Raw genomic sequence first — 21,361 nt, 5'->3', positions numbered from 1 at the left:
GGCCCCCGGGGCGGATTGCAGTATCAGTCGATACCGATCTTGATCGTACCGGAGCCCGGAAGTTTCTCCACCAGCTCGGGCCCGCACAACTTCGACGGGGTAAAGTAGCCGCCCGGCCCCTCATAGCTGAGCAGGTACTCCATCACCGCCAGTGAGCCATGTACGGTTACATCGTAGCCGTTGGCAGTAACCACCCGGCCGATCTTGCGCTCGCCGCGACGGTCGTTACGCACTTCGCCCCAGACCCACGTCTGCTGCTCGGCACGCTTCTCCTCACTCGGCCCCTTCACGGATTTCTCAACCCGGTTCTTGAGCCAGTTCTGCACCCATTCCATACGCAGGAGCCAGCGAAGCTTGTTGAGGCGTTTCAGCTTCTTCGCCCGGCGGGGGCTCATGGGAATGTAGACTTCGATATTCGGAATCTGGGTCGAGTAGTAGGCGGTCACCACGTCGCCCCAGGGAATGGCGACGGCAAACTTGTCGCCGCGGCCGAAATCGATCTTCCGCGTCAGGGAGGCGTGTTCGATGATCTCGACCTTGCCATTGCGGCGCACGGCGCTGCCCACGCCCAGGCTCTCGATCGAGGTCTTGGCGGTGCCCGGGCTGAAGCTGGAATCGGAATCGAATCCCAGCGTCAGGTGGGTGGCGGTCGGGATGGCATGATGCAGAGCGGCGGCCAGGCAGTCGGTGGGAATCACGTCGAAGCCCGTCCCGGGACAGAGCACCACGCCGGCGGCCTGGGCCTCTGCATGCAGGTCATTGGCCTGCTGGTAGACCCGCATCTCGCCGGTGATGTCCTGGTAGTGGGCGCCTGCGGCGATACAGGCGCGCATCATCGGCTCGGCGGTGGCGGAGAAGGGGCCGGCGCAGTGAATCACCACGTCTATATCGCCCAGCATGCGTTCCAGTGTCTCGGTGGCGTCCAGGCTGATGGCCATCGCCGGCAGGCCCAGCTCTTCAGCCAGGGGCTGCAGCTTCTGCGCATTGCGACCGGCCAGCACCGGCCGGTATCCCTTGGCCACGGCGGCACGGGCGATGAGCTCGCCGGTATAGCCATAGGCACCGTAGATCATTATTTTCTTGTCGTTCACCGAGTGACCTTATCCAGTGTCTGCTTGAGTTTTTTAAGGTTCCGTTGTGGCCGGGCTCTGATGAGCCGTCACAATGTTCCACAGAGGGGGGCAACATTACTGGCGCGATAACTGCCTAGTCAAATGCCTTCACCAGGTCGAAGCGGGGTGCGGGGTGGCCATTCTGCTCCACCGACTCGGCGAACATCTCCAGCGGCCGTACCCAGACACCGTAATCTCCGTAGAGTGCCCGGTAAACCACCAGCCGTTCCCCGGTCTCGCTGTGGGTGGCTGTTTCCAACAGTTCGTAAAGGGCGCCCTTGTAGTGGCGATAGATTCCGCGTTGCATGTTTGGTTCCGGTCCGGTTTCAGGCAAGGTGGTGGGGAGACAGCTGTAGTTGTTCCACGCGGTTGCCATGCAGCACTACGATGCCGCTGTAGCGCCGTTCCCCCGTGGAGGTGAACTCGAACTCGTACTGGCGCTGCAGGGCCAGCCGGCCGTTGCGGTTGCGTCGCACCCTGGTACGCACCAGGGCCACGGTGTCGTCCAACAGCTGGACACCCAGTTGCCGGCAGTGGCTGGCGGCGGCCCTGCGCGCGAGTTCCTTGGCGGCCATGCCGGCCCAGAGATACCAGCCGAACAGTGCCAGCAGGAAAATCCACAGGAGATCGCCGAGAGAATAATACATGTCCGCAGGCTTGTTATGATTGGCGTTCAAGAATAACACGAAGGAGCCCTTATGCCCGGCACAGTACTCATTACCGGCTGCAATCGCGGGATTGGCCTGGAAATGACCCGCCAGTTCGCTGCCGATGGCTGGCGCGTGTTCGCCACCTGCCGCGACCCGGCCCAAGCCGGTGGGCTGCACGCCCTCGAAGGGGAATATCCGCAACTGGAGGTACACCAACTGGATGTCACCGACTACGACCAGATGGCGCAGCTGGCGGAGAAGCTGGGCGACCAGCCCCTGGATATCCTGGTCAGTAATGCGGGCTATTACGGTCCCAAGGGCACCCTGTTCGGTCGCGTCGATCGGGAAGAGTGGCGCAAGGTGCTGGAGGCCAACACCATTGCGCCCTACATGCTGGCCGAGACCTTCTGTGACAATGTGGCCGCCAGCGAACGCAAGGTAATCGCGGTGCTGAGCAGCAAGGTGGGCAGTATTGCCGATAACAGCTCCGGCGGCGGCTATATCTACCGCAGCTCGAAGACAGCCGTGAACCAGGTGGTGAAGAGCCTCTCCGTCGACCTGCGGGAGAGAGGCATCAGCGTGATCGCCCTGCACCCGGGCTGGGTCAAGACCGATATGGGTGGCCCCAATGCGCTGATTTCTGCGGAAGAGAGCGCCACCGGCCTCAGGGGGGTAATGCTTGGCGCAGGTATGGATTTAAGTGGCCACTTTATGAATTACGACGGCAGCGAGATTCCGTGGTGAGTTTTCCGCGGAGGCCGGACGATGCGCGGGCCCGACTGTAAGAAAACAGGTGGCCCGTCCGACAGTAGGGGGTAAACCGGGTTATTGCCGCGGCATAAGGCTGCCCGGTTTGCCCTGATGTCGTTCAGGTCGGGTGATGGTGTCTGGCCGCAGGGGCCGGCTTCCTGATTCAGGAGAAATGAGTGAGCGAACATGTGGCGGGTGGCGCGACAGCGCTGACGGACCCGGAGTACCTTGAGGGCCTGCGCAGCCAGATGCAGCGCTTTGCGACCCTGCAACTGGGCGACCAGGACCTGGCGGAAGACGCGGTCCAGGAGGCGCTGGTGGGCGCCCTTAAAAGCGCGCGCTCTTTCGGCGGCCGCTCGGCCCTGAAGACCTGGGTATTCGCCATCCTGAAAAACAAGATCGCCGACGTGCTGCGCCAGCGCAGTCGCTATGTGGAGGCGGACAGGCTGGTGGGTACGACAGGTGAGGAGAGCGACCTGGACGAGCTGTTCACCCGCCGCGGCCACTGGCGTCCCGAGGAACGGCCGGTGCCATGGGTTGACCCGGAATCGGCAGTGGACGACCGCGAGTTCTGGCGCATTTTCGAGACCTGTCTCGACCACCTGCCCGGGCGCCAGGCACAGGTATTCATGATGCGGGAATTTATCGAGCTGGAAAGCCATGAAATCTGCGCGGCGGCGGAAATTTCAGTGAGTAACCTGAACGTCACCCTGCACCGGGCACGGCTGCGGCTGCGGGAGTGCCTGGAAAATAACTGGTTTGCCGAGCGAGGCTAGGGGAGGTACGAATACGTATGAAAAGTTGTCGCGAAGTCACCCGACTGCTGTCAGAGGCGCAGGAGCGACCGCTCGATTTCAGTGAGCGTGCCAGCCTGCGTTTTCACCTGATGATGTGCGGTGCCTGCCGCAATTTCTCCAGCCACATGGCCAGCCTGCGGAAAATCTCGCGGGCATATGCCGCCGGGAAGCGGGACGCTGTGGAGACTCCCCCGGACCGGAGCAGGGATGATTAGTGGTGAGGGGGTCAGTCTGTATGGGCGGGATCTGCCGGCGCTAACTCCTCTGCCCGGTTCAGGGCGGGCAGCTGTCGCCGGCCGCAAATCAGCTCCTCTTTCCAATACCGGGGCCACTTCTTGATGTGAGCCTCCAGCTGCAGCGCCGCTGACCTGTTTCCCACCTCGCAGTGAAATTCCAGCGTGAGCGGGCCGCGACCGCGCAGTGCCTTGGCCGCCCGGGCGCCGCCGGCAGCATGCTCGGCAAAGCGGCGTTCCACATCGCTGGTCACACCCGTGTACAGTGTGCCCCGGGCAGTGCGGATAAGGTAAACAGACCAGTGTTGCAAACGGGTGTTCCAGGCTGCGGGGAAAGCGGTATTCTCCCTGAAGCCGCCCCGGATTTAAACCCGGCGCTGTCCCTCCTCGCCGCCGGCGCTATTTGTTCTGTGCGGCGTCCCTGATATCCAGCAGCTCCGCCAGCACCGGCCTCTGCCCACCGCCGACCAGGTCCTCCAGGGTGTACTGCTCGAGCGTGATGAAAAAGCTCTCCAGTGCCTGGCCGAGTATCGCCTTGAGCTGGCATGCCGGTGTGATCACGCACTGGTTGTTACTTCCAAAGCACTCCACCATCCGACTTTCGTCCTCGGTCTCGCGCACGAGTTTGCCGATATTGATCTCTGCCGGATCCAGGTTAAGCCGCAGGCCGCCGTTCTTGCCGCGCACCGCCTGGATATAGCCTTTCGCATTCAGCTCCTGGACGATTTTCATCAGATGATTCTTGGAGATCCCGTAGCTCTCGGCGATTTCCGAGATGGTACACAGCCCCTCCCCGTGCACTGCCAGGTAGATCAGGATTCGTAGCGAATAGTCGGTGTAGCGGGTGATATTCATGCTTCGTTCTCCCGGGTTCCAACGCCCGGCCGGGTGGTGGGAATACGCCAGATCATAGCCAGTGCCGCGCAGAAACCGGCGGCGAGCGCCGCCAGTAGGGGCAGGCTGGCGCCCAGGACCCACAGCAGCAGCCAGTTTGCCGTGATCATGGCAGTGGCCAGCCACTTGGTGGAACGTGCGAGTGTCCGCTCGCTCTGCCAGCGACGGATGGGCGGCCCGAAGCGGCGGTGATTCACGAGCCAGTGGGCCAGGCCGGAATCCGCCTTGACGCTGAGCCACACACTGCACAGCAGAAACGGTGTCGTTGGCAACAGCGGCAGGAAGGCCCCGGCCGCTGCAAGTGCCAGGCAGAGCCAGGCACAGAGCAGGTAGGCCCTCTTGCGCACCCCCCATTCCCGGTAACTCATCAACATGGATGTCATGCAATCACTCAACTAATAAGATGCATATAGTTTACATCTTATGGGGCGGCAGCTACAATCCACCATAAAGATGTATTTGAAATACTTCTTTGCGGGGCGAGCCCCGCACCTACCAAAAAGAGTTAATGGGTAATGGGAGACTCTGATGAACTTTCTTGACGTGCCCCTGGAGCAGCTGGCCCGGGACATTCCGGGTGCCAGTGCCGTATTCAACCGGCGGGGGCTGAGTTTCTGCTGCGGGGGTGACAGGCCACTGGGCGAGGCAATCAGGGCGGAGGGGCTGGACGGGGACGCGATCCTCGCCGAGTTGTCCGGCCTGGCGGGCCGGCAGGAAGAATCCCGGGACTGGGGACAGGCCAGCGATGCGGAACTGATCAACCACCTGCTCGAACGCTTTCACCAGGTGCATCGCGAGCAGCTGGCCGAGCTGCAGCGGCTCGCCGATCGGGTGGAGACGGTCCATGGCGACAAGCCGCAGTGCCCGCGAGGGCTGGCTGCGCACCTGCAGACGATGTCCCGCGAGCTGGAACAGCACATGGCCAAGGAGGAGCAGATCCTGTTTCCCATGCTGGCCCGGGGGCAGGGTGCCATGGCCGCCGGCCCGATCCAGGTGATGCTGCACGAACACGACGAACATGCGGCGGCTATCGAAGGCATCGACCGCCTGACTGATGGCATAACCGCACCGGCGGGCGCATGCAATACCTGGCGCGCCCTCTACCGGGGGCTGGAGGCCTTCAGGGCCGACCTGCAGGAACATATCCGGCTCGAAAACGACATTCTCTTTGCACGCAACTTACAGAGCACACAGAGCACAAGCCCGCGCGCATGCTAGGGGCTTAGGGGGAAATCATGAAGAAGTATTACAAGCTGTGGTGGACGCTGATAGCGATCCTCGCGGTGACCTTCGGAATCCTGGGCTATGTCGGCAAGGAGGTCTACCGCGCCGCCCCGCCGATACCGGACCAGGTGGTGTCCGAGCAGGGCACGGTATTGATGACGCGGGAGAGTATCCTCGACGGCCAGACTGCATGGCAGTCGGTGGGGGGAATGCAGCTGGGCTCGGTCTGGGGCCACGGCGCTTACCAGGCGCCGGACTGGACTGCCGACTGGCTGCACCGGGAGCTGGTGAACTGGCTCGAGCTGGCCGCGCAGGACAATTACGGCCAGCCTTACGATGAGCTGGACGGCGCGCAGCAGAATGCCCTGCAGTATGCGCTGAAGCGGGCCTATCGCAGCAACAGCTTCGACCCGCAGACCGGTGAGCTGGTAGTGTCCGAAAGGCGGCTCGAGGCCATCCGCGCTACTGCCGGGTATTACCACCGCCTGTTCGGCGATGCGCCGGAACTGCAGCAGACGCGCAGCAGTTACGCCATGAAGGAGGCGACCCTGCCGAATGCCGAGCGCCGCGAGCGGCTGGCCGAGTTCTTCTTCTGGACGGCATGGGCCGCGGCGACCGAGCGGACACCGGGCGGGGCCACCTATACCAACAACTGGCCCCACGAGCCGCTGATCGACAATGTGCCGACCGCGGAAAATATCGTCTGGTCCATTGTCAGCGTGGTGCTGCTGATCGCTGGCATCGGCGGCCTGGTATGGGTCTGGTCTTTTGCCCGCAGCAAGGACGAAGAGGATCCCGTGGCGCCCGCCACCGATCCGCTCACCAGCTTCGCCCTCACGCCTTCGCAACGGGCACTGGGCAAATACCTGTTTATCGTGGTGGCCCTCTTCACCTTCCAGGTCTTCCTGGGTGGCTTTACTGCCCACTACACGGTAGAGGGGCAGGGCTTTTACGGGATAGATACATCGAAGTGGTTCCCCTATAGCCTGGTGCGCACCTGGCACATCCAGTCGGCGCTATTCTGGATCGCCACTGGTTTTCTCGCCGCGGGCCTGTTCCTGGCGCCGATCATCAATGGCGGGCGGGACCCGAAGTACCAGAAACTTGGTGTGGACATCCTGTTCTGGGCCCTGGTGGCGGTGGTCGCGGGCTCGTTTATCGGCAACTACCTGGCCATCGCCCAGGTGATGCCGCCCGAGTGGAGTTTCTGGCTGGGACACCAGGGCTATGAATACGTTGACCTTGGCCGCCTTTGGCAGATCGGCAAGTTCACTGGCGTGGCCTTCTGGCTGGTGCTGATGCTCCGCGCGATAGTGCCGGCGCTGCGCCAGCCGGGTGACAAGCACCTGCTCGCCCTGCTGACGGCGTCGGTGATCGCCATCGGCCTGTTCTACGGTGCCGGCTTCTTCTACGGTGAGAAGACCCACATCTCCATCATGGAGTACTGGCGCTGGTGGATCGTGCACCTGTGGGTAGAGGGCTTCTTCGAGGTCTTTGCCACCGCGGCGCTGGCGTTCATCTTCTGCAGCATGGGGCTGGTATCCAAGCGCCTGGCTACTATTGCTTCACTGGGCTCGGCATCGCTGTTCATGCTGGGTGGCATACCGGGTACCTTCCACCACCTCTATTTCTCGGGCACTACTACGCCGGTGATGGCGGTAGGCGCGACTTTCAGTGCGCTCGAGGTGGTACCGCTGATCGTGCTGGGCTACGAAGCCTGGGAGCATTACAGCCTCAAGAGCCGCGCGCCCTGGATGCAGCAGCTGAAGTGGCCGCTGATGTTCTTCGTCGCCGTGGCCTTCTGGAATATGCTGGGCGCCGGCGTGCTGGGCTTCTCCATCAACCCGCCGATCGCGCTCTACTATGTGCAGGGCCTGAATACCACCGCCACCCACGCCCATGCGGCGCTGTTCGGGGTCTACGGTTTCCTCGCGCTCGGCTTCACCCTGCTGGTATTGCGCTATATCCGCCCGTCACTGGTGTTTGACGAGAAGCTGATGAAAACCGCTTTCTGGTGGCTGAACGGCGGCCTGGTGCTGATGCTGTTCACCAGCCTGCTGCCGGTCGGCATCATCCAGTTCGTCGCCAGCGCCTCCGAGGGACTCTGGTATGCGCGCAGCGAGGGCTTTATGCAGGGCGGCCTGCTGCAGACCCTGCGCTGGGTGCGCACTATCGGCGACGTGGTGTTTATCGTCGGCGCGCTGGCGGTGGCCTGGCAGGTGGTCAAGGGACTGCTGGTAACTGACAGCACGATTTCCGGCGACCGGGCGATTTCCGGCCGCGGGGGCTTCCCGGAGTATGCGGGAGAGACCACACCGGGATTCAGCGCCGGTGCCGAGATGACAGCCGGTCAACTGGCTGATAGCGGCGAGACGCGCTAGCGCACCCGCCCCCTCAATCGTAACCGGGGAGTTGGGCTCCCCGGCCTGGCTGAAAGGCGATGCATTGCATCGCCTTTTTTATGTGGCGGCGCTAGCGGCGTATGCCGGGGTGCCAGGCCCCTGCAGCCACCCCCTTTATCCCTGCAAATGCCTTACAAACTGAACAGGTCACCTTGGTCGCCGGGGCGTGGCGGCCGGCGAAAGCGGCTGCAATCCAGTCCCTCGTCCCCTGTGTTCAGGCCCAGTTTCCGGCAGGCCACCCGGAAGCGTTGCTGCAGCAGCCGGGCGAAGACGCCGGTGCCGGCCTGGCGCTGGGCGAAATCGCTCTGGTAGTCGCGGCCGCCGCGACTCTGCTGCACGATGCTCATTACATGCGCGGCCCGCTCCGGGTAGTGCACCTCCAGCCACTGGCGAAACAGCGGCGCCACCTCGTGGGGCAGGCGCAACAGGATATAGGCGGCCCGGGTGGCCCCGGCGCCGGTTGCCCGCGACAGGATATCCTCCAGCTCGCAGTCGTTGAGGGCCGGGATCATCGGGGCGGCCATGACCGCAGTGGGTATACCGGCCTGTGACAGCGTCTCCAGGACGCGCAGCCGGGCGGCGGGCCCCGCGGTGCGGGGCTCCAGCCTGCGTTTCAGGTCATTGCTGAGAGTGGTGACGCTGATGGCTACCCGGCACAGGTTGTCCTGTGCCATCTCCGCCAGCAGCGGCAGGTCGCGCAGGATCAGCTGTCCCTTGGTGACGATGGTGACCGGCTGGTTGAAGCGCTGCATTACCTGCAGCAACTGGCGGGTCACCTGCTTTTCCCGTTCGAGTGGCTGGTAGGGGTCGGTATTGGAGCCCAGTGCGATGGGACTGCAGCGGTAACTCTCCCGGCGCAGGGCCCGCTCCAGCAATTCGGCGGCGTTGGCCTTGTAAAACAGGCGGCTCTCGAAGTCCAGGCCCGGCGACAGGTCCATATAGGCGTGGGCCGGCCGCGCGTAACAGTAGATGCAGCCGTGCTCACAGCCCCGGTAGGGATTGATGGACTGGCTGAACGGCAGGTCCGGGGAGCGATTGGTGGCGATGATACTCTTTGCTTTCTCCTCGACCGCCTCGGTCTCCAGGCGTTCGAGCGGTTCCAGCTCTGTTTCCCAGCCGTCACCCTCGCGGGTGCTGGTGCACGGCACGAAACGGCCGGCGAGATTACTGGCGGCTCCGCGCCCGGTCCTGGGGCGCAGGGGATTGGCGGAGTGGTCGTTGGCCATGGGGGATAACGCCGAATGCTGTATGGATGTACAGTTTAGGGTGCGACCTACTCACGGCGCAAGAGCGGAGTCCCCCTCCGGGTCAGGATCCCAGCTCCCTGTTCTTGCGCTGGTCGAACTCCCCGGGCATCTCGCTGGCACGGTCGTCATCGATGACCTGCCTGGCACACTGGAAGATTTCCTGCTCCTCCTCGTCCATGTGGTGCTCCAGCAGCTCCTTGAGCTTTTCGAACTTCTGGATCCAGCCGCCGCTGCCCATATCCACATCGGCGAGTTCCTCGATGATGTCTGCAGCCTGCTTGTGCTCGGCCACGCTATGCCGCGCCTTGTCCTGGCCGGCCGGCTTCTCCATCAGGGCGGCGTAGAACACCTGTTCCTCCGCTGCCGCATGGGCCTCGGCCTCGCGTCGGTAATCTTTCCAGAGCGATCTCCGCTCGGGGCTGTCGCCCGAGGTATGCATGATGTCGGCGGCCAGCTCGCGCTGTGTTTCGTGGTCTTTCTTCAGTCGCTCGTAGATGTCCATGGTTGCTCCCGCTGGTGATGGAAGGTGGGGACCCGGGTGCAGGCGCTGCGCCTGAACAGGGAGTTTAGGCCAGGGGGGCCTCATGCGTGCCGGTCGGGTGGCGTCCCGGATGCAAGACTGGGAGTGATATGCCGGGCGTAGTACGCTTGCCTGCACAAGCAGACGGAATTTTCAGGGGGAGAGAGCTTATGGACCTGGCGGCAGTAGAGGCCATTCGTGCCTTCGCGGTGCAGGTTTTGCAGGTATTCGCGCTACTGTTTGCATTTGCGCTGGTGCTGTTGGTGTTGTACATCGTCTACCTCTACCTGTCCGATATAAGCCAGACAAAGCACGCGATCCGCCGCAACTATCCGGTGATCGGCCACCTGCGCTACAAATTCGAGCACCTGGGCGAGTTTTTCCGCCAGTATTTCTTTGCCCTCGACCGGGAGGAATTGCCGTTCAATCGCGCGCAGCGCAGCTGGGTCTACCGCGCGGCCAAGAATGTGGACTCCACGCTGGCGTTCGGTTCTACGCGCCCCCTGAACCAGCCGGGAGATGTCCTCTTCCTCAATGATCCTTTCCCGACACTGGAAAAGGATGCGGTACCGCCGACGCCGGTCACGGTGGGGGAGGGGTTTGCCGCGCAGCCCTACACCACCAGCTCGTTTTTCAATATTTCCGGTATGAGTTTCGGTGCCCTGTCGGTACCGGCGGTGAAGGCCCTGTCCCACGGTGCGGCCAGGGCCGGCGTCTGGCTCAACACCGGTGAAGGGGGGCTGGCGCCGTACCACCTGGAAGGGGGGTGCGACATCGTCTTCCAGATCGGGACCGCCAAATATGGTGTGCGCGATGAAAAGGGCCTGTTGTCAGACGAAAAACTGGCCCGGGTGGCGGCGCATGAGCAGGTGCGGATGTTCGAGCTGAAGCTGTCACAGGGCGCCAAGCCCGGCAAGGGGGGAATCCTGCCGGGGATTAAAGTCACCGGGGAAATAGCCCGGGTGAGGGGAATCCCCGAGGGTGAGGATTCCATCAGCCCCAATGGTCATCCCGAGTTTGATTCTGTGGACGGGTTGCTGGATATGATCGTGCGCATTCGCAATGTCACCGGCAAGCCCACCGGCTTCAAGTGCGTGATCGGATCCACCGACTGGTTGCACAAGATGTGCGAGGCGATCCAGTTGCGTGGCCCCGAGAGCGCGCCGGACTTTATTACTATCGACAGTGCCGATGGCGGCAGCGGTGCGGCGCCCCAGAGCCTGATGGACTACGTGGGGCTACCCCTTAACCGCAGCCTGCCGCTGGTGGTGGACCTGCTGGACCAGTACGGTATGCGCGGGCGCATCAAGGTAATCTGTGCCGGCAAGCTGCTGACGCCATCGATGGTGGCCTGGGCAATTGCGATGGGCGCGGACTTCGTCAATTGCGGGCGCGGATTCATGTTTTCCCTCGGTTGTATCCAGGCCATGCAATGCAACAGGAACACCTGTCCCACTGGCGTCACTACCCATAACCCCGATTTACAGCAGGGGCTGGACCCGGTGAACAAGGCAGAGCGGGTCTACAATTACGCCCGCAATATGGCTTACGAGGTCGGCTATATCGCGCATTCCTGCGGTGTTACGGAACCGCGCCAGCTGCGCCGCCACCACGTGGAGGTGATCAATGAGCGCGGCATGGCTGTGCCGCTCAGTGAGCTGGTGCCGGAAGTGAAGCCGAAGTCCGTCATCGCCAGCGACCGCGGCGTGGAATAGGAGAGGCGCAAAGATGGAAGGCGTTACCGTCCTGGTGGGGCAGGGGCTGTATATGGCGGTGGCTGCCCTGGCCGGGCTGGTCCTGGCGCGAGTGCTGCGCACCGACAATACCCTCGGATGCCTGATCGCCGGGGTGGGGGCGGGTATATTGTTGCCAGTGATCGATTTCGACACCGGCATCCGCGCCGACAACATGCAGCAGCTGGTCTTTTTCGTAATCCTGCCGGTGCTGATCTTCGAGGCCGCCTGGCGCATCAAGCCGGCGCTACTGAAACGCTGGCTGGGCCCGATTGTGCTCCTGGCCACCCTGGGGATGGTCATAACGGCGCTGCTGACCGGCGTACTGCTCTATTACGGCATCGACCACCCGGGCTTTCCCTGGATCGCAGCTTTCCTCACTGGCGCCATCCTGGCCGCTACCGATCCGGTGGCAGTGATCAACAAGCTGCGGCAAACGGACGCGGACGAGGAACTGTTGACACTGGTGGAGGGCGAAAGCCTGTTCAACGATGCGGCTGCGATCGTGCTGTTCTCGCTGGTGCTCGGTGTGGCCAGCCACAGTGTAATGGAGGGTGCGGCGAGCACCGGCGAACCGCTGGCCGGTGCAGGCGCCATCGCGCTGTATTTCGTGGTGATTTTCTTCGGTGGCCTGGCCCTGGGGCTCCTCTGTGGCCTGGTGACGGCAATCGTCGTGCTCTTCCTGCGCTCGGCCGGCGCTGCGCTGGTGGCACTGGTACTGTCGGCATTCGGGACTTTCTACCTGGCCGAGCACGTGTTGCACGTCTCGGGTATCCTGGCCGTGATGACCTGCGCCATTGTCGCGCGTGCCTGCCTGCGGGAGCAGGAAAAGACGTACCTGGCCGACGCGGGGTCGACCTGGGAATGGCTGGCACTGTTATTTACCGCACTGGTCTTCGTGATCATGGGGCTGGTAATTACTCCCGCTATGTTTACCCAGCAGTGGTTGGCGATGGTGATGGCGATTGCCGGCGCAGTCGGTGCGCGGGCACTGGCTATCTTCCTGGTAGCGCCGCTGAGCGGCTATGTGGGCCCGCCGATCCCCAAGCCCTGGCGGGTGGTTTTGAGCTGGGGCGGGCTGCGCGGAGTGATCGCGCTGGCGCTGGTGCTCGCCCTGCCTACCGAGCTTCCCTACTGGTACACGGTGCAGTCGATGGTATTTGGCGTGGTGCTGTTTTCCCTGCTGGTGCAGGGGACCACCAGTCGGTTCCTCATCAACAAGATATCTGCCGCCGAGGCTGCGGAAAAGGCTAGGGCCCGAGAGTAATCACTACCTCGTCGCCATCGATCTCGACATCCTTCAGGGCCATGCGTGCGAGGCGTTGCCGGATGCTCTCGCCTTTCAGCCGGTAGATGGGGTGGTGCCGGTAGTATTCGGACAGGGCCAGCTGTACGGCGCTGCGCGCCCGTTCAAGTTGCTCATCTCCCAACCCGGCTATTTCCAGACGCTCTACTTCAATCGCCTGCAGGTAAAATGCCGCTTCCGGGCTCGCAAACGAAGGCACGCCGGAAATGTCTGCAGAGCCGCGAAAATCCTTGCTGCCCTCCCGGGAGTTGATCGCCAGCGTGATGTCGAGGCCGGCCTGCACCCGACCGGTATCCTCGGCCAGCTCTACGCGGGGGTTGTCCAGGGTCAGCTCGAATATCACCAGGTAGGTCCGGGTCACCGGCAGGCTGCGCTGCAGGGCTTGCTGTATCTGTGCCTCGCTGAAGCGCACTTCGACTTCCCGGCTGGAAAAATACAGGTAAGCCACCCCGGCAATAATCACCAGCGCTAGCGCCAGAATCGAGAAAAAACGTGCCATGGGACCTGCCCGCGAGCCAAAGGAGGGTGGCCGGACGCGACCAAGTGCCACCTAGGTCGGATTCCACTGCCACCGCCAATGCCGAGAATTGTAGCAGCGAGGGTCTGGTTCGCCCCACGAGGGATGCGGGGTGATGCTGTCGGGCTTGCAATCCATCGGCATTACCCCGGCGCGCCATAGCCGGGACGCCTCCAGCGAGAGAGAAACCATGAACGACAAAACACATATATCCCGCCTGCTCATCCCGATGCTGCTTTTCTGGTGCCTGCTGGTCCCGGTAAGGGCGGCCGCCTGCCTGGACAGCGTGGTGCTGGTACACGGCAATACCGGCTCGCCGGCGGACTGGGACAACACGTACCAGGCACTGCTGGGAGAGGGTTACGCCGCCGCGCAGATTTTCCGGCCGGACTGGGGTTCAAAGTCCTGTGCTGCCTGCAACAACCACGATGGCCCGGAGGAAATCCCGGTGCGGGATGCCATCGAGCTGGCGATTGAAACCTCGTGCAGCGGGCAAATCGATGTGATCGGGCACTCGATGGGAGTGACCCTGGCGGCACAGCAGATCATCAAGCTCGGCCGGGAAAACTGGGTGGATGCCTTTGTCGGTGTGGCAGGGGCCTATCGCGGGTTGTGGACATGCGGAACCTATCCGTTCAACGTCTACAACAGTACCTGTGGCACTTACGGACTGTCGGTCTCGAGCCCGTTCCTCGACTGGCTTTACGGCAGGCCAATCGCCAACCGGGTGTACTCGATCAAGAGCTGGTCGGACCAGATTGTCTGTGCCACGGGAGTGTGCACCGTAGGCGGTATTCACTCGAGCCGCATCGCCGGCGAGCACGCCACCTACAGCTACCCGTATGGTCACTTCGGGCTGCAGGAGTACACCTACGCGCGACAGGTGTCCCTGATCCGCTGATAACGGTAAGGGGGCGGGGCCGGGATATCAGTCCGCGCCCGCCCCGGTGGTTGGCGCTTCATCCGATACCTGGCGGTCGTCCTTGCTGCATTGCTGGATGGCCCCTGCCAGGGCCAGCAACAGCAGGACCAGGAACAGGACTACCGCCAGGCGCGCCATCGCGGTGCTCTCAGCGGATCACGCCGCACGCGACGCGGGGACCGCCACCGCCCAGGGCCTTGGGTTCGTCCGAGTAATTGTCACCGCCGGCGTGGATCATCAATGCGCGGCCCTTCAGGTCCGAAAGCTTCAGGCGCGGGGCCAGCACCGGGCTGGAAGCCTTGCCGTCTTGATCCACATAGAGTGCCGGCAGGTCGCCCAGGTGGCCGGTCCCCCAGGGAAAGCTGTGGCGATTGGTGCTCTTGGGGTCGTAATGGCCGCCGGCGGAGAGGGCGGCCACTACCTTGCCATTCTTTTCGGCCGGCTCGCAGCTGGGATTCTGGTGCACGTGAAAGCCGTGGAGGGTACCGCGCGAGGGCAGGCCCTCGAGCATCGGCGTGAAGACCACGCCGTACTTTGACTGGGTGGCCACCACCTTGCCAATGGGCTTGCCCACGCCGTCCTTGCTCACCGCGTGCATCTCGATGACCACGTCCGCATGCGCAAAAGAAGCCAGCGACAGAGCCGCGGCGCCCAGAAGTAAACGACAGCTAGGTTTCATGATCTGCTCTCCTCAAACTCGGTGGGTGCGGCACTGCCAAACCGGTGTCTGGCGTAGAATTCACCGCTTCTGGTCTGTCACCAGAGTTTAGAACCAGTTGGCCGAAACTGCCCGGTCAGCAGGTCGGTCAGCACGCCTGGCGGGTAGCCAGGGGACAGCCGGTCCCGCGGCGGGGCGCAGCGAAACCGGAGAGAATGAAGGTGGGGCGCCCGGAGGGCGAAGCACCCGGCCCGTGGGCCGGGTGGCAAGTGGGGATTACTGCCAGTCCAGGATAACCTTGCCCGACTCGCCGGAGCCCATGGTGTCGAAGCCCTGCTGGAATTCCTCGATCGGGAACTGGTGGGTAATGATCGGCGACAGGTCCAGGCCCGACTGGATCAGGCTCGCCATCTTGTACCAGGTTTCAAACATCTCGCGGCCGTAGATACCCTTCAGGATCAGCCCCTTGAAGATCACCTGGCTCCAGTCGATGGCCATCTCGCCCGGGGGGATGCCCAGCATGGCGATCTTGCCGCCGTGGTTCATTGCCTCGAGCATATCGCGGAAGGCAACTGCCACGCCGGACATTTCCAGGCCCACGTCGAAGCCCTCGCTCATGCCCAGCTCGTTCATCACGTCTGCCAGCTTCTCGCGGCTGACGTTGACGGTGCGGGTGGCTCCCATCTTTTTCGCCAGTTCCAGGCGGTAGTCATTGATATCCGTGATAACCACATGGCGCGCGCCCACGTGGCGGGCCACCGCTGCGGCCATTATGCCGATTGGGCCGGCGCCGGTAATCAGCACATCTTCGCCCACCAGGTCGAAGGACAGGGCGGTGTGTACCGCGTTGCCAAAGGGGTCGAAAATTGACGCGAGCTCGTCGGAAATATTGTCCGGGATCTTGAAGGCATTGAGTGCCGGGATCACCAGGTATTCTGCGAAGGCACCCTGGCGGTCCACGCCCACGCCATAGGTGTTGCGGCACAGGTGTCGCCGCCCGGCGCGGCAGTTGCGGCAGTGGCCACACGTGATGTGCCCCTCGCCGGAGACGCGATCGCCGATCTCGAATCCGGCCACTTCCTGGCCCATGCCAACCACTTCACCTACATATTCGTGGCCCACCACCATGGGAACGGGGATGGTTTTCTGGGACCACTCATCCCAGTTGTAGATGTGCATGTCGGTGCCGCAGATGGCGGTCTTGCGGATCCTGATCAGCAGGTCGTTGTGCCCGGGCTCGGGAACCTCCTCTTCGGTGAGCCAGATACCCGGTTCGGACTTCAGTTTGGAAAGTGCTTTCATGTTTGGTGCCAGAATATGCATGGATTGCGGCCATGGGCCGCTCCCACCGCCCGCTATGCGGGACCCGGGAGCAGCCCATGGCCGCGATCGTAAACAGGATTAAATGATATTGAGCTCGCGGCCAACTTCCACAAACGCATCGATACAGCGGTCGAGCTGCTCGCGGGTATGGGCGGCAGACATCTGGGTGCGGATGCGGGCCTGCCCCTTGGGTACCACCGGGTAGAAGAAGCCCACTACGTAGATGCCGCGCTCCAGCATCTTGTCGGCCATCTGCTGGGCGAGGGCGGCGTCGCCGATCATCACCGGGATGATCGGGTGGTCGGCCCCGGCCAGGTCAAAGCCGGCCGCGGTCATGCGCTCGCGGAAGTAGGCGGAATTCTCGCGCAGTTTCTCGCGCAGCTCGCCGCCCTCCATCAGCATGTCGAGGACTTTCAGGGAGGCGGTGACGATAGCGGGCGCCACCGAGTTGGAGAAAAGATAAGGGCGCGAGCGCTGGCGCAGCATATCGATGATTTCCTTCCGCCCGGAAGTGAAACCGCCGGAGGCGCCGCCCAGGGCCTTGCCCAGGGTGCCGGTGATGATATCCACACGGTCGATCACGTCGCAGTACTCGTGGGTGCCGCGGCCGTGCTCGCCGAGGAAGCCCACTGCGTGGGAATCGTCCACCATCACCAGGGCGTTGTACTTGTCGGCCAGGTCGCACAGGGCTTTCAGGTTGGCGATGACACCATCCATGGAGAAGACACCGTCGGTGGCGATCAGCTTGGTGCGCGCGCCGGCGGAGTCGGCCTCCTGCAGCCTGGCTTCCAGGTCCGCCATGTCGTTGTTGGCATAGCGGTAGCGCTTCGCCTTGCACAGGCGCACGCCGTCGATGATGGAGGCGTGGTTCAGCGCATCGGAGATGATCGCATCCTCCGGGCCCAACAGCGTCTCGAACAGGCCGCCATTGGCATCGAAGCAGGACGTGTAGAGGATGGTGTCCTCGGTGCGCAGGAATTCCGACAGCCGCGACTCGAGCGCCTTGTGAATGTCCTGGGTGCCGCAGATAAAGCGCACCGATGCCATGCCAAAGCCGTACTGGTCCAGCCCCTCCTTGGCCGCCTCGATGAGGTCGGGGTGGTTGGCCAGGCCCAGGTAGTTGTTGGCACAGAAGTTGAGTACTTCGGCCTCGTTGTTTACCTGGATCTGCGCCGCCTGCTGTGAGGTGATGATGCGCTCGCGCTTGTAGAGGCCGTCGGCCTCGATCTGCTTCAGTTCATCGCGCAGGTGCTGGAAGAATTGTTCTGGCTTGGACATGGTCTTGTTGTTAGCTCCTCAAACTGGCGCTTTTGGCGCTTAGTCTAGCTGTTAACCGGCCAGTTCGCAGGCCTTGTGGGCCGTAATGGGATCCCGGCTGGCGCGGCAGTTGGTGGCGAATTGTAGTGCCTCTTCCGCCGTTTCGAACAGTAGCTGCCACAGCAATTGCCGGTCGGCCCGTCGCACGGCGCGTACGGCGGTGCGGCTGCGTTGGCTGGCAATCTCTATTTCGATAACGTCTGAACTGCTGAGCGGTGATACGGACATGGTCCCTCCATTGATAAAACTGGAGGGCTGACGTGGAAGCGGCGAAATCGGGTTCGCAGATCCGGCAGGATTACCCAGTTCCTGGGTCCCATCTCTCCCGCATATCCCCATGCGGTGAGAAAACCACCTTGCCCCGGTCGGCAGGTTGGCGTTGGCGTCAGCCACTCTCTTGATGTTGGAGGCAAAGATAGCGGGGCCGGAACGGGCAGTCAACCGGGCACCTCCGCAAATCTACTGCGCGTGCGCCTGGTGGCGTCCGGCGGTGCTCACAATCCTCACGTACTGTATGTACGCTCCGGTTGCTCCGCTCCGGCGGACTCCACCAGCCACCCGCTCGCTACGATTTCCCAAGATGCCCGACTGCGCCGCCCCGGGGTGGGGCGGCGCAGTATTTTATGCCGGCAGCTGGACGGATTTCAGCTCGATAAACTCGTCGAGACCGGCATCGCCGAATTCACGCCCATTGCCGGAGCGCTTGTAGCCGCCGAACGGGGCGTCGTAGTTGAACTCGCCCCCGTTGACGAAGCAGAGCCCGGCCTCGATACGGCGCACCACCGGCAGGGCGCTCTCCGCGTCCTTTGCCCAGACACCGCTGGACAACCCGTACTCGGTGTCATTGGCGATGGCGATGGCCTCGTCCATGTCCCGGTACGGGATCATGCAGGTCACCGGGCCGAAGATTTCCTCGCGGGCAATGGTCATGTCATTGGTCACGTCCGCGAATACGGTCGGTTTGACATAGAACCCCTTGCTGAAGCCCTCGGGCTGTTCCGCACCGCCGGTCACCAGGCGCGCGCCCTCGGCAATGCCTTTCTCGATATAACCGCGCACTATGTCCCGCTGGCGGGCCGAGGACAGCGGGCCCATGAAATCGTCCGGGCCAGTGCCGAGCGAGATTTCCTCGGCCACGCGGCGTGCTATTTCCACCGCCTCCTCGTAGTGGTCGGCGGGGACCAGCATGCGGGTGAGCGCGGTGCAGGTCTGGCCGCTGTTGATGAATACGTCCTCACAGCCCCAGCGCACCGCCGTCTCCAGGTCGGCATCCGGAGTGATGATCAGGGGTGACTTTCCACCCAGTTCCTGGGTCACGCGCTTGACCGTCGGGGCCGCTGCCCGGGCTACCTCGATACCGGCACGGGTGGAGCCGGTGAAAGAGACCATGTCGATATCCGGGTGGGCGGAGAGGGCGGCGCCGACGATGGGGCCGGCCCCGGGCAGCAGGTTGAAGACCCCGGCCGGGAGGCCGACGGAGTCGATGATCTCCGCCATGACATAGTCCTGCAGCGGGGTCATTTCCGACGGTTTGGTGATCATGGTGCAGCCGGCGGCCAGCGCCGGTGCCACCTTACCCACGAACTGGTGCAGCGGATAGTTCCAGGGAGTGATGAAACCGCAAACCCCTACCGGCTCGCGCAGGACCAGCGAGTGGGCAGCCTTTTCGGTCTTCTCCATCAGCTGCGCGCGGTCGGCGTAGTAACGCACCGCATAGATGGGCCCGTCCACGTGCAGCCACTCACTGATGTGGGGCGGACAGCCCAGCGCCCGGGACACCGCATCGATCAGGTCCTCCTTGCGCGCCTCCATGGCGTCGGCGATGGCGTGGAGGTAGTCCCTGCGCTCGGCGGCACTGGTGTTGCGCCAGGTTTTGAAGGCCTCGCGGGCAGCGGCCACGGCGATATCCACATCCTCGGCGGTTCCCTGGACCACCTTGCAGATTTCCTCCTCGGTGGCGGGGTTGATTACCGCATGTAAGTCGCCACCCCGGGACGGCTGCCACTGGCCATTCAAATACAGTTTGTCCGTGTGCATCTTGCTGAAGTCGGTCATGTCTCAATTTCTCTGCAATAGTTCTGTTCACCCGGTTGCCGGGGCTATGCCCCCAGGTTCCGGCATGCCCCCTGAATCAGTCTCGGGGCGCGGTGATTTCGATCAGCGTGGGCATCTTGCGTCGCAGTGCATCCGCAACCGCCTCGCGGAGCTGTTCCGGCCGCTCGATCCGACAGCCCTCGGCCCCGAAGGATTTAGCCAGGGCGACGAAGTCCGGCGTCACGAGGTTGACGCCTTCCTGCGGTACGCTTGCCGCGTCCATAAAGTCGCGGATCTCGCCATAGCCGGAATTGTTCCAGACCAGTATCGGCAGCGGCAACCGCTGTTCCACCGCGACCGCCAGCTCGCCGAGGGTGAACATCAGGCCACCGTCGCCGATCAGTGCAACCACCTCGCGCGCACCACTGAGTCGCGCACCCACGGCCGCGGGCAGGGCGAAGCCCAGGGTGCCGTAACCCGTGGTACAGGTAAGGTGGCTGCGCGCGCTGTATAGCGGAAGTGCGTGATTGGTGTTGTAAGCCAGCTGGGTGGAATCTGTTACCAGCACGCCGTCTTCGGGCAATGCTTCTCGCAGCGCCTGGACCCAGGGAAAGCGCTCTTCAGAACCGGGCCACCATTCCTTGCGACAGGCGCTCACCAGTTGTGCGACCTCCTCCTTCACCGCCTCATGCTCTTCGGCCCCGCCGGCAGGCAGGGCGCTTGAAAGCTGGCGCAGGGTGGCGTCGGCGTCGGCACAGATGGCCAGGTCCGGATTGGCATTGCAAACCAGTTGCGTCGGGTCGATGTCGACACGGATCAAGCGGCCCTTGAAATCATAATTTTCCCGGACCAGGTTGCGGTCGGTCTCGGCCAGTTCGGTGGCCACAGCGAGGACCACGTCGGCCCCTTCCACCCGTTCACGCACGCAATCGAAACTCAGGTTGGCGCCGCCGCACAGGGGGTGTCGCTCGTCCACGATACCCTTGGCCGCCAGCGACAGGAACACCGGTGCACCCAGTTGCTCGGCCAGGCGGGTAGCACTTTCACTGCAGGCCTGGGCGCCACCACCGAGCAGGATTACCGGGCGCTCGGCTTCCTGCAGCCAGCCGGCAGCAGTCTCAACCGCGGCGGCATTGGGCGCGGGTAGGGCGGGAGCGGGGCAGGCGCGGTAATCTTCCAGTTTGCCGGGCATGGCCGCGGGAAACAGGTCGATGGGAATTTCGATATGCACCGGGCCGGGGCGGCTGGAACACAGCAGCTGGAAGGCGCGGGCAATGACTTCCGGCAACTGTCCGGCGTCGGTCAGTGAGTGCTGCCATATGCAGTAACCGCGGCTGGCGTCACTCTGGCGGGGCAGCTCGTGCAGGCGCCCGCGACCCATGCCGAGGTCTTCGCGGCGATTGACCGCGGAAATCACCAGCATGGGGATAGAGTCGGAAAAGGCCTGGGCCATTGCGGTGGCAGCGTTGGTGAGGCCGGGACCGGTGATCAGGAAGCAGACCCCGGGCTTGCCGCTGGCACGGGCGTAGCCGTCGGCCATAAAGGCGGCACCCTGCTCGTGGCGCGGGGTCACGTGTTGCAGGCCACTACCGGGCAGGCCGCGGTAGAGCTCAATCGTGTGGACACCGGGAATGCCAAAGACTTTTTCTACCTGGTGTTCACGCAGCAGGCGCATAAGCACCTGGGCACAGGTTGGCGCGGAGGACATAACTGCTCTGTTCC

At 63.2% G+C, this 21,361-nt stretch carries 24 protein-coding genes and 1 riboswitch; of the genes, 8 read left to right on the top strand and 16 right to left on the bottom strand.

What is annotated here, in order from left to right; genetic code table 11:
- Positions 1-23: 23 nt before the first annotated feature.
- The 3 genes from BLT26_RS01575 to BLT26_RS01565 form a co-directional block, all read right to left on the bottom strand.
- Complete coding sequence (locus BLT26_RS01575; protein WP_139169348.1) at positions 24-1,091, bottom strand: saccharopine dehydrogenase family protein; 1,068 nt, start codon at positions 1,089-1,091, stop codon at positions 24-26.
- A 115-nt stretch (positions 1,092-1,206) separates the two neighbouring features.
- The gene (locus BLT26_RS01570; RefSeq protein ID WP_091507120.1) at positions 1,207-1,419 is read right to left on the bottom strand and encodes a DUF1653 domain-containing protein; all 213 of its coding nucleotides are present in this window, start codon (positions 1,417-1,419) and stop codon (positions 1,207-1,209) included.
- A 19-nt stretch (positions 1,420-1,438) separates the two neighbouring features.
- Complete coding sequence (locus BLT26_RS01565; protein ID WP_245720544.1) at positions 1,439-1,798, bottom strand: DUF3301 domain-containing protein; 360 nt, start codon at positions 1,796-1,798, stop codon at positions 1,439-1,441.
- Positions 1,799-1,810: 12 nt separating this feature from the next.
- Between BLT26_RS01565 and BLT26_RS01560 the strand changes: the two genes are divergently transcribed.
- The 3 genes from BLT26_RS01560 to BLT26_RS01550 all read left to right on the top strand — a co-directional run bounded on the left by BLT26_RS01560 (position 1,811) and on the right by BLT26_RS01550 (position 3,524).
- A complete protein-coding gene (locus tag BLT26_RS01560; RefSeq protein WP_091507113.1) occupies positions 1,811-2,506 on the top strand; it encodes an SDR family oxidoreductase in 696 nt (231 codons plus the stop codon).
- Between the two features lie 182 nt (positions 2,507-2,688).
- Entirely contained in the window at positions 2,689-3,288 is a 600-nt protein-coding gene (locus BLT26_RS01555; RefSeq protein WP_245720543.1) for an RNA polymerase factor sigma-70, read from the top strand.
- A 17-nt stretch (positions 3,289-3,305) separates the two neighbouring features.
- On the top strand, positions 3,306-3,524 hold the full coding sequence (locus tag BLT26_RS01550; RefSeq protein WP_091507108.1) for a zf-HC2 domain-containing protein: 219 nt from the start codon (positions 3,306-3,308) through the stop codon (positions 3,522-3,524).
- Between the two features lie 11 nt (positions 3,525-3,535).
- On the opposite strand, the gene BLT26_RS01545 is transcribed toward BLT26_RS01550, so the two are convergent.
- The 3 genes from BLT26_RS01545 to BLT26_RS01535 all read right to left on the bottom strand — a co-directional run bounded on the left by BLT26_RS01545 (position 3,536) and on the right by BLT26_RS01535 (position 4,819).
- Positions 3,536-3,853: a GIY-YIG nuclease family protein gene (locus tag BLT26_RS01545; protein WP_091507106.1), complete on the bottom strand. Its 318-nt coding sequence runs from the start codon at positions 3,851-3,853 to the stop codon at positions 3,536-3,538.
- 88 nt (positions 3,854-3,941) lie between these two features.
- The gene (locus tag BLT26_RS01540) at positions 3,942-4,397 is read right to left on the bottom strand and encodes an Rrf2 family transcriptional regulator (protein WP_091507104.1); all 456 of its coding nucleotides are present in this window, start codon (positions 4,395-4,397) and stop codon (positions 3,942-3,944) included.
- Complete coding sequence (locus BLT26_RS01535; protein ID WP_091507100.1) at positions 4,394-4,819, bottom strand: YbaN family protein; 426 nt, start codon at positions 4,817-4,819, stop codon at positions 4,394-4,396. Before BLT26_RS01535 ends, BLT26_RS01540 begins: the two co-directional genes overlap by 4 nt.
- Positions 4,820-4,964: 145 nt before the next feature.
- Here BLT26_RS01535 and ytfE point away from each other — a divergent pair, with 145 nt between their 5' ends.
- Both ytfE and BLT26_RS01525 read left to right on the top strand, forming a co-directional pair.
- A complete protein-coding gene (gene ytfE, locus BLT26_RS01530; RefSeq protein ID WP_091507097.1) occupies positions 4,965-5,654 on the top strand; it encodes an iron-sulfur cluster repair protein YtfE in 690 nt (229 codons plus the stop codon).
- 17 nt (positions 5,655-5,671) lie between these two features.
- Positions 5,672-8,041, top strand: a complete 2,370-nt coding sequence (locus tag BLT26_RS01525; RefSeq protein ID WP_091507093.1) for a nitric-oxide reductase large subunit — start codon at positions 5,672-5,674, stop codon at positions 8,039-8,041.
- A gap of 152 nt (positions 8,042-8,193) precedes the next feature.
- Here the strand turns inward: BLT26_RS01525 and BLT26_RS01520 are convergent, their stop codons facing one another.
- Positions 8,194-9,288 (bottom strand): PA0069 family radical SAM protein, encoded by a 1,095-nt coding sequence (locus BLT26_RS01520; protein ID WP_091507089.1) that lies wholly within the window; start codon positions 9,286-9,288, stop codon positions 8,194-8,196.
- Between the two features lie 82 nt (positions 9,289-9,370).
- A complete protein-coding gene (locus BLT26_RS01515) occupies positions 9,371-9,811 on the bottom strand; it encodes a hemerythrin domain-containing protein (RefSeq protein ID WP_091507085.1) in 441 nt (146 codons plus the stop codon).
- Positions 9,812-9,999: 188 nt separating this feature from the next.
- On the opposite strand from BLT26_RS01515, the gene BLT26_RS01510 reads away from it, so the two are divergent.
- Together BLT26_RS01510 and BLT26_RS01505 are read left to right on the top strand one after the other, a co-directional pair.
- Positions 10,000-11,544 (top strand): FMN-binding glutamate synthase family protein, encoded by a 1,545-nt coding sequence (locus BLT26_RS01510; RefSeq protein ID WP_091507082.1) that lies wholly within the window; start codon positions 10,000-10,002, stop codon positions 11,542-11,544.
- Positions 11,545-11,557: 13 nt separating this feature from the next.
- The gene (locus BLT26_RS01505; RefSeq protein ID WP_091507079.1) at positions 11,558-12,829 is read left to right on the top strand and encodes a cation:proton antiporter; all 1,272 of its coding nucleotides are present in this window, start codon (positions 11,558-11,560) and stop codon (positions 12,827-12,829) included.
- On the opposite strand, the gene BLT26_RS01500 is transcribed toward BLT26_RS01505, so the two are convergent.
- Positions 12,813-13,367, bottom strand: a complete 555-nt coding sequence (locus BLT26_RS01500; protein WP_091507076.1) for a DUF1439 domain-containing protein — start codon at positions 13,365-13,367, stop codon at positions 12,813-12,815. The two genes, BLT26_RS01505 and BLT26_RS01500, sit on opposite strands and share 17 nt — an antisense overlap.
- Before the next feature lie 208 nt (positions 13,368-13,575).
- On the opposite strand from BLT26_RS01500, the gene BLT26_RS01495 reads away from it, so the two are divergent.
- Positions 13,576-14,286, top strand: coding sequence for an alpha/beta fold hydrolase (locus BLT26_RS01495; RefSeq protein WP_091508692.1), 711 nt, complete (start codon positions 13,576-13,578; stop codon positions 14,284-14,286).
- Between the two features lie 27 nt (positions 14,287-14,313).
- Here the strand turns inward: BLT26_RS01495 and BLT26_RS16660 are convergent, their stop codons facing one another.
- From BLT26_RS16660 to BLT26_RS01465, 7 genes are all read right to left on the bottom strand, one after another.
- Positions 14,314-14,445 (bottom strand): hypothetical protein, encoded by a 132-nt coding sequence (locus tag BLT26_RS16660; RefSeq protein WP_281245453.1) that lies wholly within the window; start codon positions 14,443-14,445, stop codon positions 14,314-14,316.
- A 10-nt stretch (positions 14,446-14,455) separates the two neighbouring features.
- On the bottom strand, positions 14,456-14,986 hold the full coding sequence (sodC, locus tag BLT26_RS01490) for a superoxide dismutase family protein (protein WP_091507072.1): 531 nt from the start codon (positions 14,984-14,986) through the stop codon (positions 14,456-14,458).
- Positions 14,987-15,241: 255 nt separating this feature from the next.
- On the bottom strand, positions 15,242-16,267 hold the full coding sequence (tdh, locus tag BLT26_RS01485; RefSeq protein ID WP_091507069.1) for an L-threonine 3-dehydrogenase: 1,026 nt from the start codon (positions 16,265-16,267) through the stop codon (positions 15,242-15,244).
- 99 nt (positions 16,268-16,366) lie between these two features.
- Positions 16,367-17,566, bottom strand: a complete 1,200-nt coding sequence (gene kbl, locus BLT26_RS01480) for a glycine C-acetyltransferase (RefSeq protein ID WP_091507066.1) — start codon at positions 17,564-17,566, stop codon at positions 16,367-16,369.
- Positions 17,567-17,617: 51 nt separating this feature from the next.
- Positions 17,618-17,833 (bottom strand): hypothetical protein, encoded by a 216-nt coding sequence (locus tag BLT26_RS01475; RefSeq protein ID WP_091507062.1) that lies wholly within the window; start codon positions 17,831-17,833, stop codon positions 17,618-17,620.
- 56 nt (positions 17,834-17,889) lie between these two features.
- A riboswitch (SAM-I-IV-variant riboswitch) is annotated at positions 17,890-18,014 on the bottom strand.
- Between the two features lie 212 nt (positions 18,015-18,226).
- The gene (locus BLT26_RS01470) at positions 18,227-19,660 is read right to left on the bottom strand and encodes an aldehyde dehydrogenase family protein (RefSeq protein ID WP_091507058.1); all 1,434 of its coding nucleotides are present in this window, start codon (positions 19,658-19,660) and stop codon (positions 18,227-18,229) included.
- Between the two features lie 76 nt (positions 19,661-19,736).
- On the bottom strand, positions 19,737-21,347 hold the full coding sequence (locus BLT26_RS01465) for a 5-guanidino-2-oxopentanoate decarboxylase (RefSeq protein WP_091507054.1): 1,611 nt from the start codon (positions 21,345-21,347) through the stop codon (positions 19,737-19,739).
- Positions 21,348-21,361: the final 14 nt, after the last annotated feature.

The sequence above is a fragment of the Microbulbifer yueqingensis genome (assembly GCF_900100355.1).
Taxonomy (GTDB): Bacteria; Pseudomonadota; Gammaproteobacteria; order Pseudomonadales; family Cellvibrionaceae; genus Microbulbifer; species Microbulbifer yueqingensis.
This window is presented reverse-complemented; position numbering and strand designations above follow the sequence as displayed.

What these genes read in the sequence shown, in the direction of transcription:
- BLT26_RS01570 (WP_091507120.1), bottom strand. Translation starts at nt 1,419, where the DNA reads ATGCAACGCGGAATCTATCGCCACTACAAGGGCGCCCTTTACGAACTG.
- BLT26_RS01560 (WP_091507113.1), top strand. Translation starts at nt 1,811, where the DNA reads ATGCCCGGCACAGTACTCATTACCGGCTGCAATCGCGGGATTGGCCTG.
- BLT26_RS01550 (WP_091507108.1), top strand. Translation starts at nt 3,306, where the DNA reads ATGAAAAGTTGTCGCGAAGTCACCCGACTGCTGTCAGAGGCGCAGGAG.
- BLT26_RS01540 (WP_091507104.1), bottom strand. Translation starts at nt 4,397, where the DNA reads ATGAATATCACCCGCTACACCGACTATTCGCTACGAATCCTGATCTAC.
- BLT26_RS01535 (WP_091507100.1), bottom strand. Translation starts at nt 4,819, where the DNA reads ATGACATCCATGTTGATGAGTTACCGGGAATGGGGGGTGCGCAAGAGG.
- ytfE (WP_091507097.1), top strand. Translation starts at nt 4,965, where the DNA reads ATGAACTTTCTTGACGTGCCCCTGGAGCAGCTGGCCCGGGACATTCCG.
- BLT26_RS01525 (WP_091507093.1), top strand. Translation starts at nt 5,672, where the DNA reads ATGAAGAAGTATTACAAGCTGTGGTGGACGCTGATAGCGATCCTCGCG.
- BLT26_RS01520 (WP_091507089.1), bottom strand. Translation starts at nt 9,288, where the DNA reads ATGGCCAACGACCACTCCGCCAATCCCCTGCGCCCCAGGACCGGGCGC.
- BLT26_RS01515 (WP_091507085.1), bottom strand. Translation starts at nt 9,811, where the DNA reads ATGGACATCTACGAGCGACTGAAGAAAGACCACGAAACACAGCGCGAG.
- BLT26_RS01510 (WP_091507082.1), top strand. Translation starts at nt 10,000, where the DNA reads ATGGACCTGGCGGCAGTAGAGGCCATTCGTGCCTTCGCGGTGCAGGTT.
- BLT26_RS01505 (WP_091507079.1), top strand. Translation starts at nt 11,558, where the DNA reads ATGGAAGGCGTTACCGTCCTGGTGGGGCAGGGGCTGTATATGGCGGTG.
- BLT26_RS01500 (WP_091507076.1), bottom strand. Translation starts at nt 13,367, where the DNA reads ATGGCACGTTTTTTCTCGATTCTGGCGCTAGCGCTGGTGATTATTGCC.
- BLT26_RS01495 (WP_091508692.1), top strand. Translation starts at nt 13,576, where the DNA reads ATGAACGACAAAACACATATATCCCGCCTGCTCATCCCGATGCTGCTT.
- BLT26_RS16660 (WP_281245453.1), bottom strand. Translation starts at nt 14,445, where the DNA reads ATGGCGCGCCTGGCGGTAGTCCTGTTCCTGGTCCTGCTGTTGCTGGCC.
- sodC (WP_091507072.1), bottom strand. Translation starts at nt 14,986, where the DNA reads ATGAAACCTAGCTGTCGTTTACTTCTGGGCGCCGCGGCTCTGTCGCTG.
- tdh (WP_091507069.1), bottom strand. Translation starts at nt 16,267, where the DNA reads ATGAAAGCACTTTCCAAACTGAAGTCCGAACCGGGTATCTGGCTCACC.
- kbl (WP_091507066.1), bottom strand. Translation starts at nt 17,566, where the DNA reads ATGTCCAAGCCAGAACAATTCTTCCAGCACCTGCGCGATGAACTGAAG.
- BLT26_RS01475 (WP_091507062.1), bottom strand. Translation starts at nt 17,833, where the DNA reads ATGTCCGTATCACCGCTCAGCAGTTCAGACGTTATCGAAATAGAGATT.
- BLT26_RS01470 (WP_091507058.1), bottom strand. Translation starts at nt 19,660, where the DNA reads ATGACCGACTTCAGCAAGATGCACACGGACAAACTGTATTTGAATGGC.
- BLT26_RS01465 (WP_091507054.1), bottom strand. Translation starts at nt 21,347, where the DNA reads ATGTCCTCCGCGCCAACCTGTGCCCAGGTGCTTATGCGCCTGCTGCGT.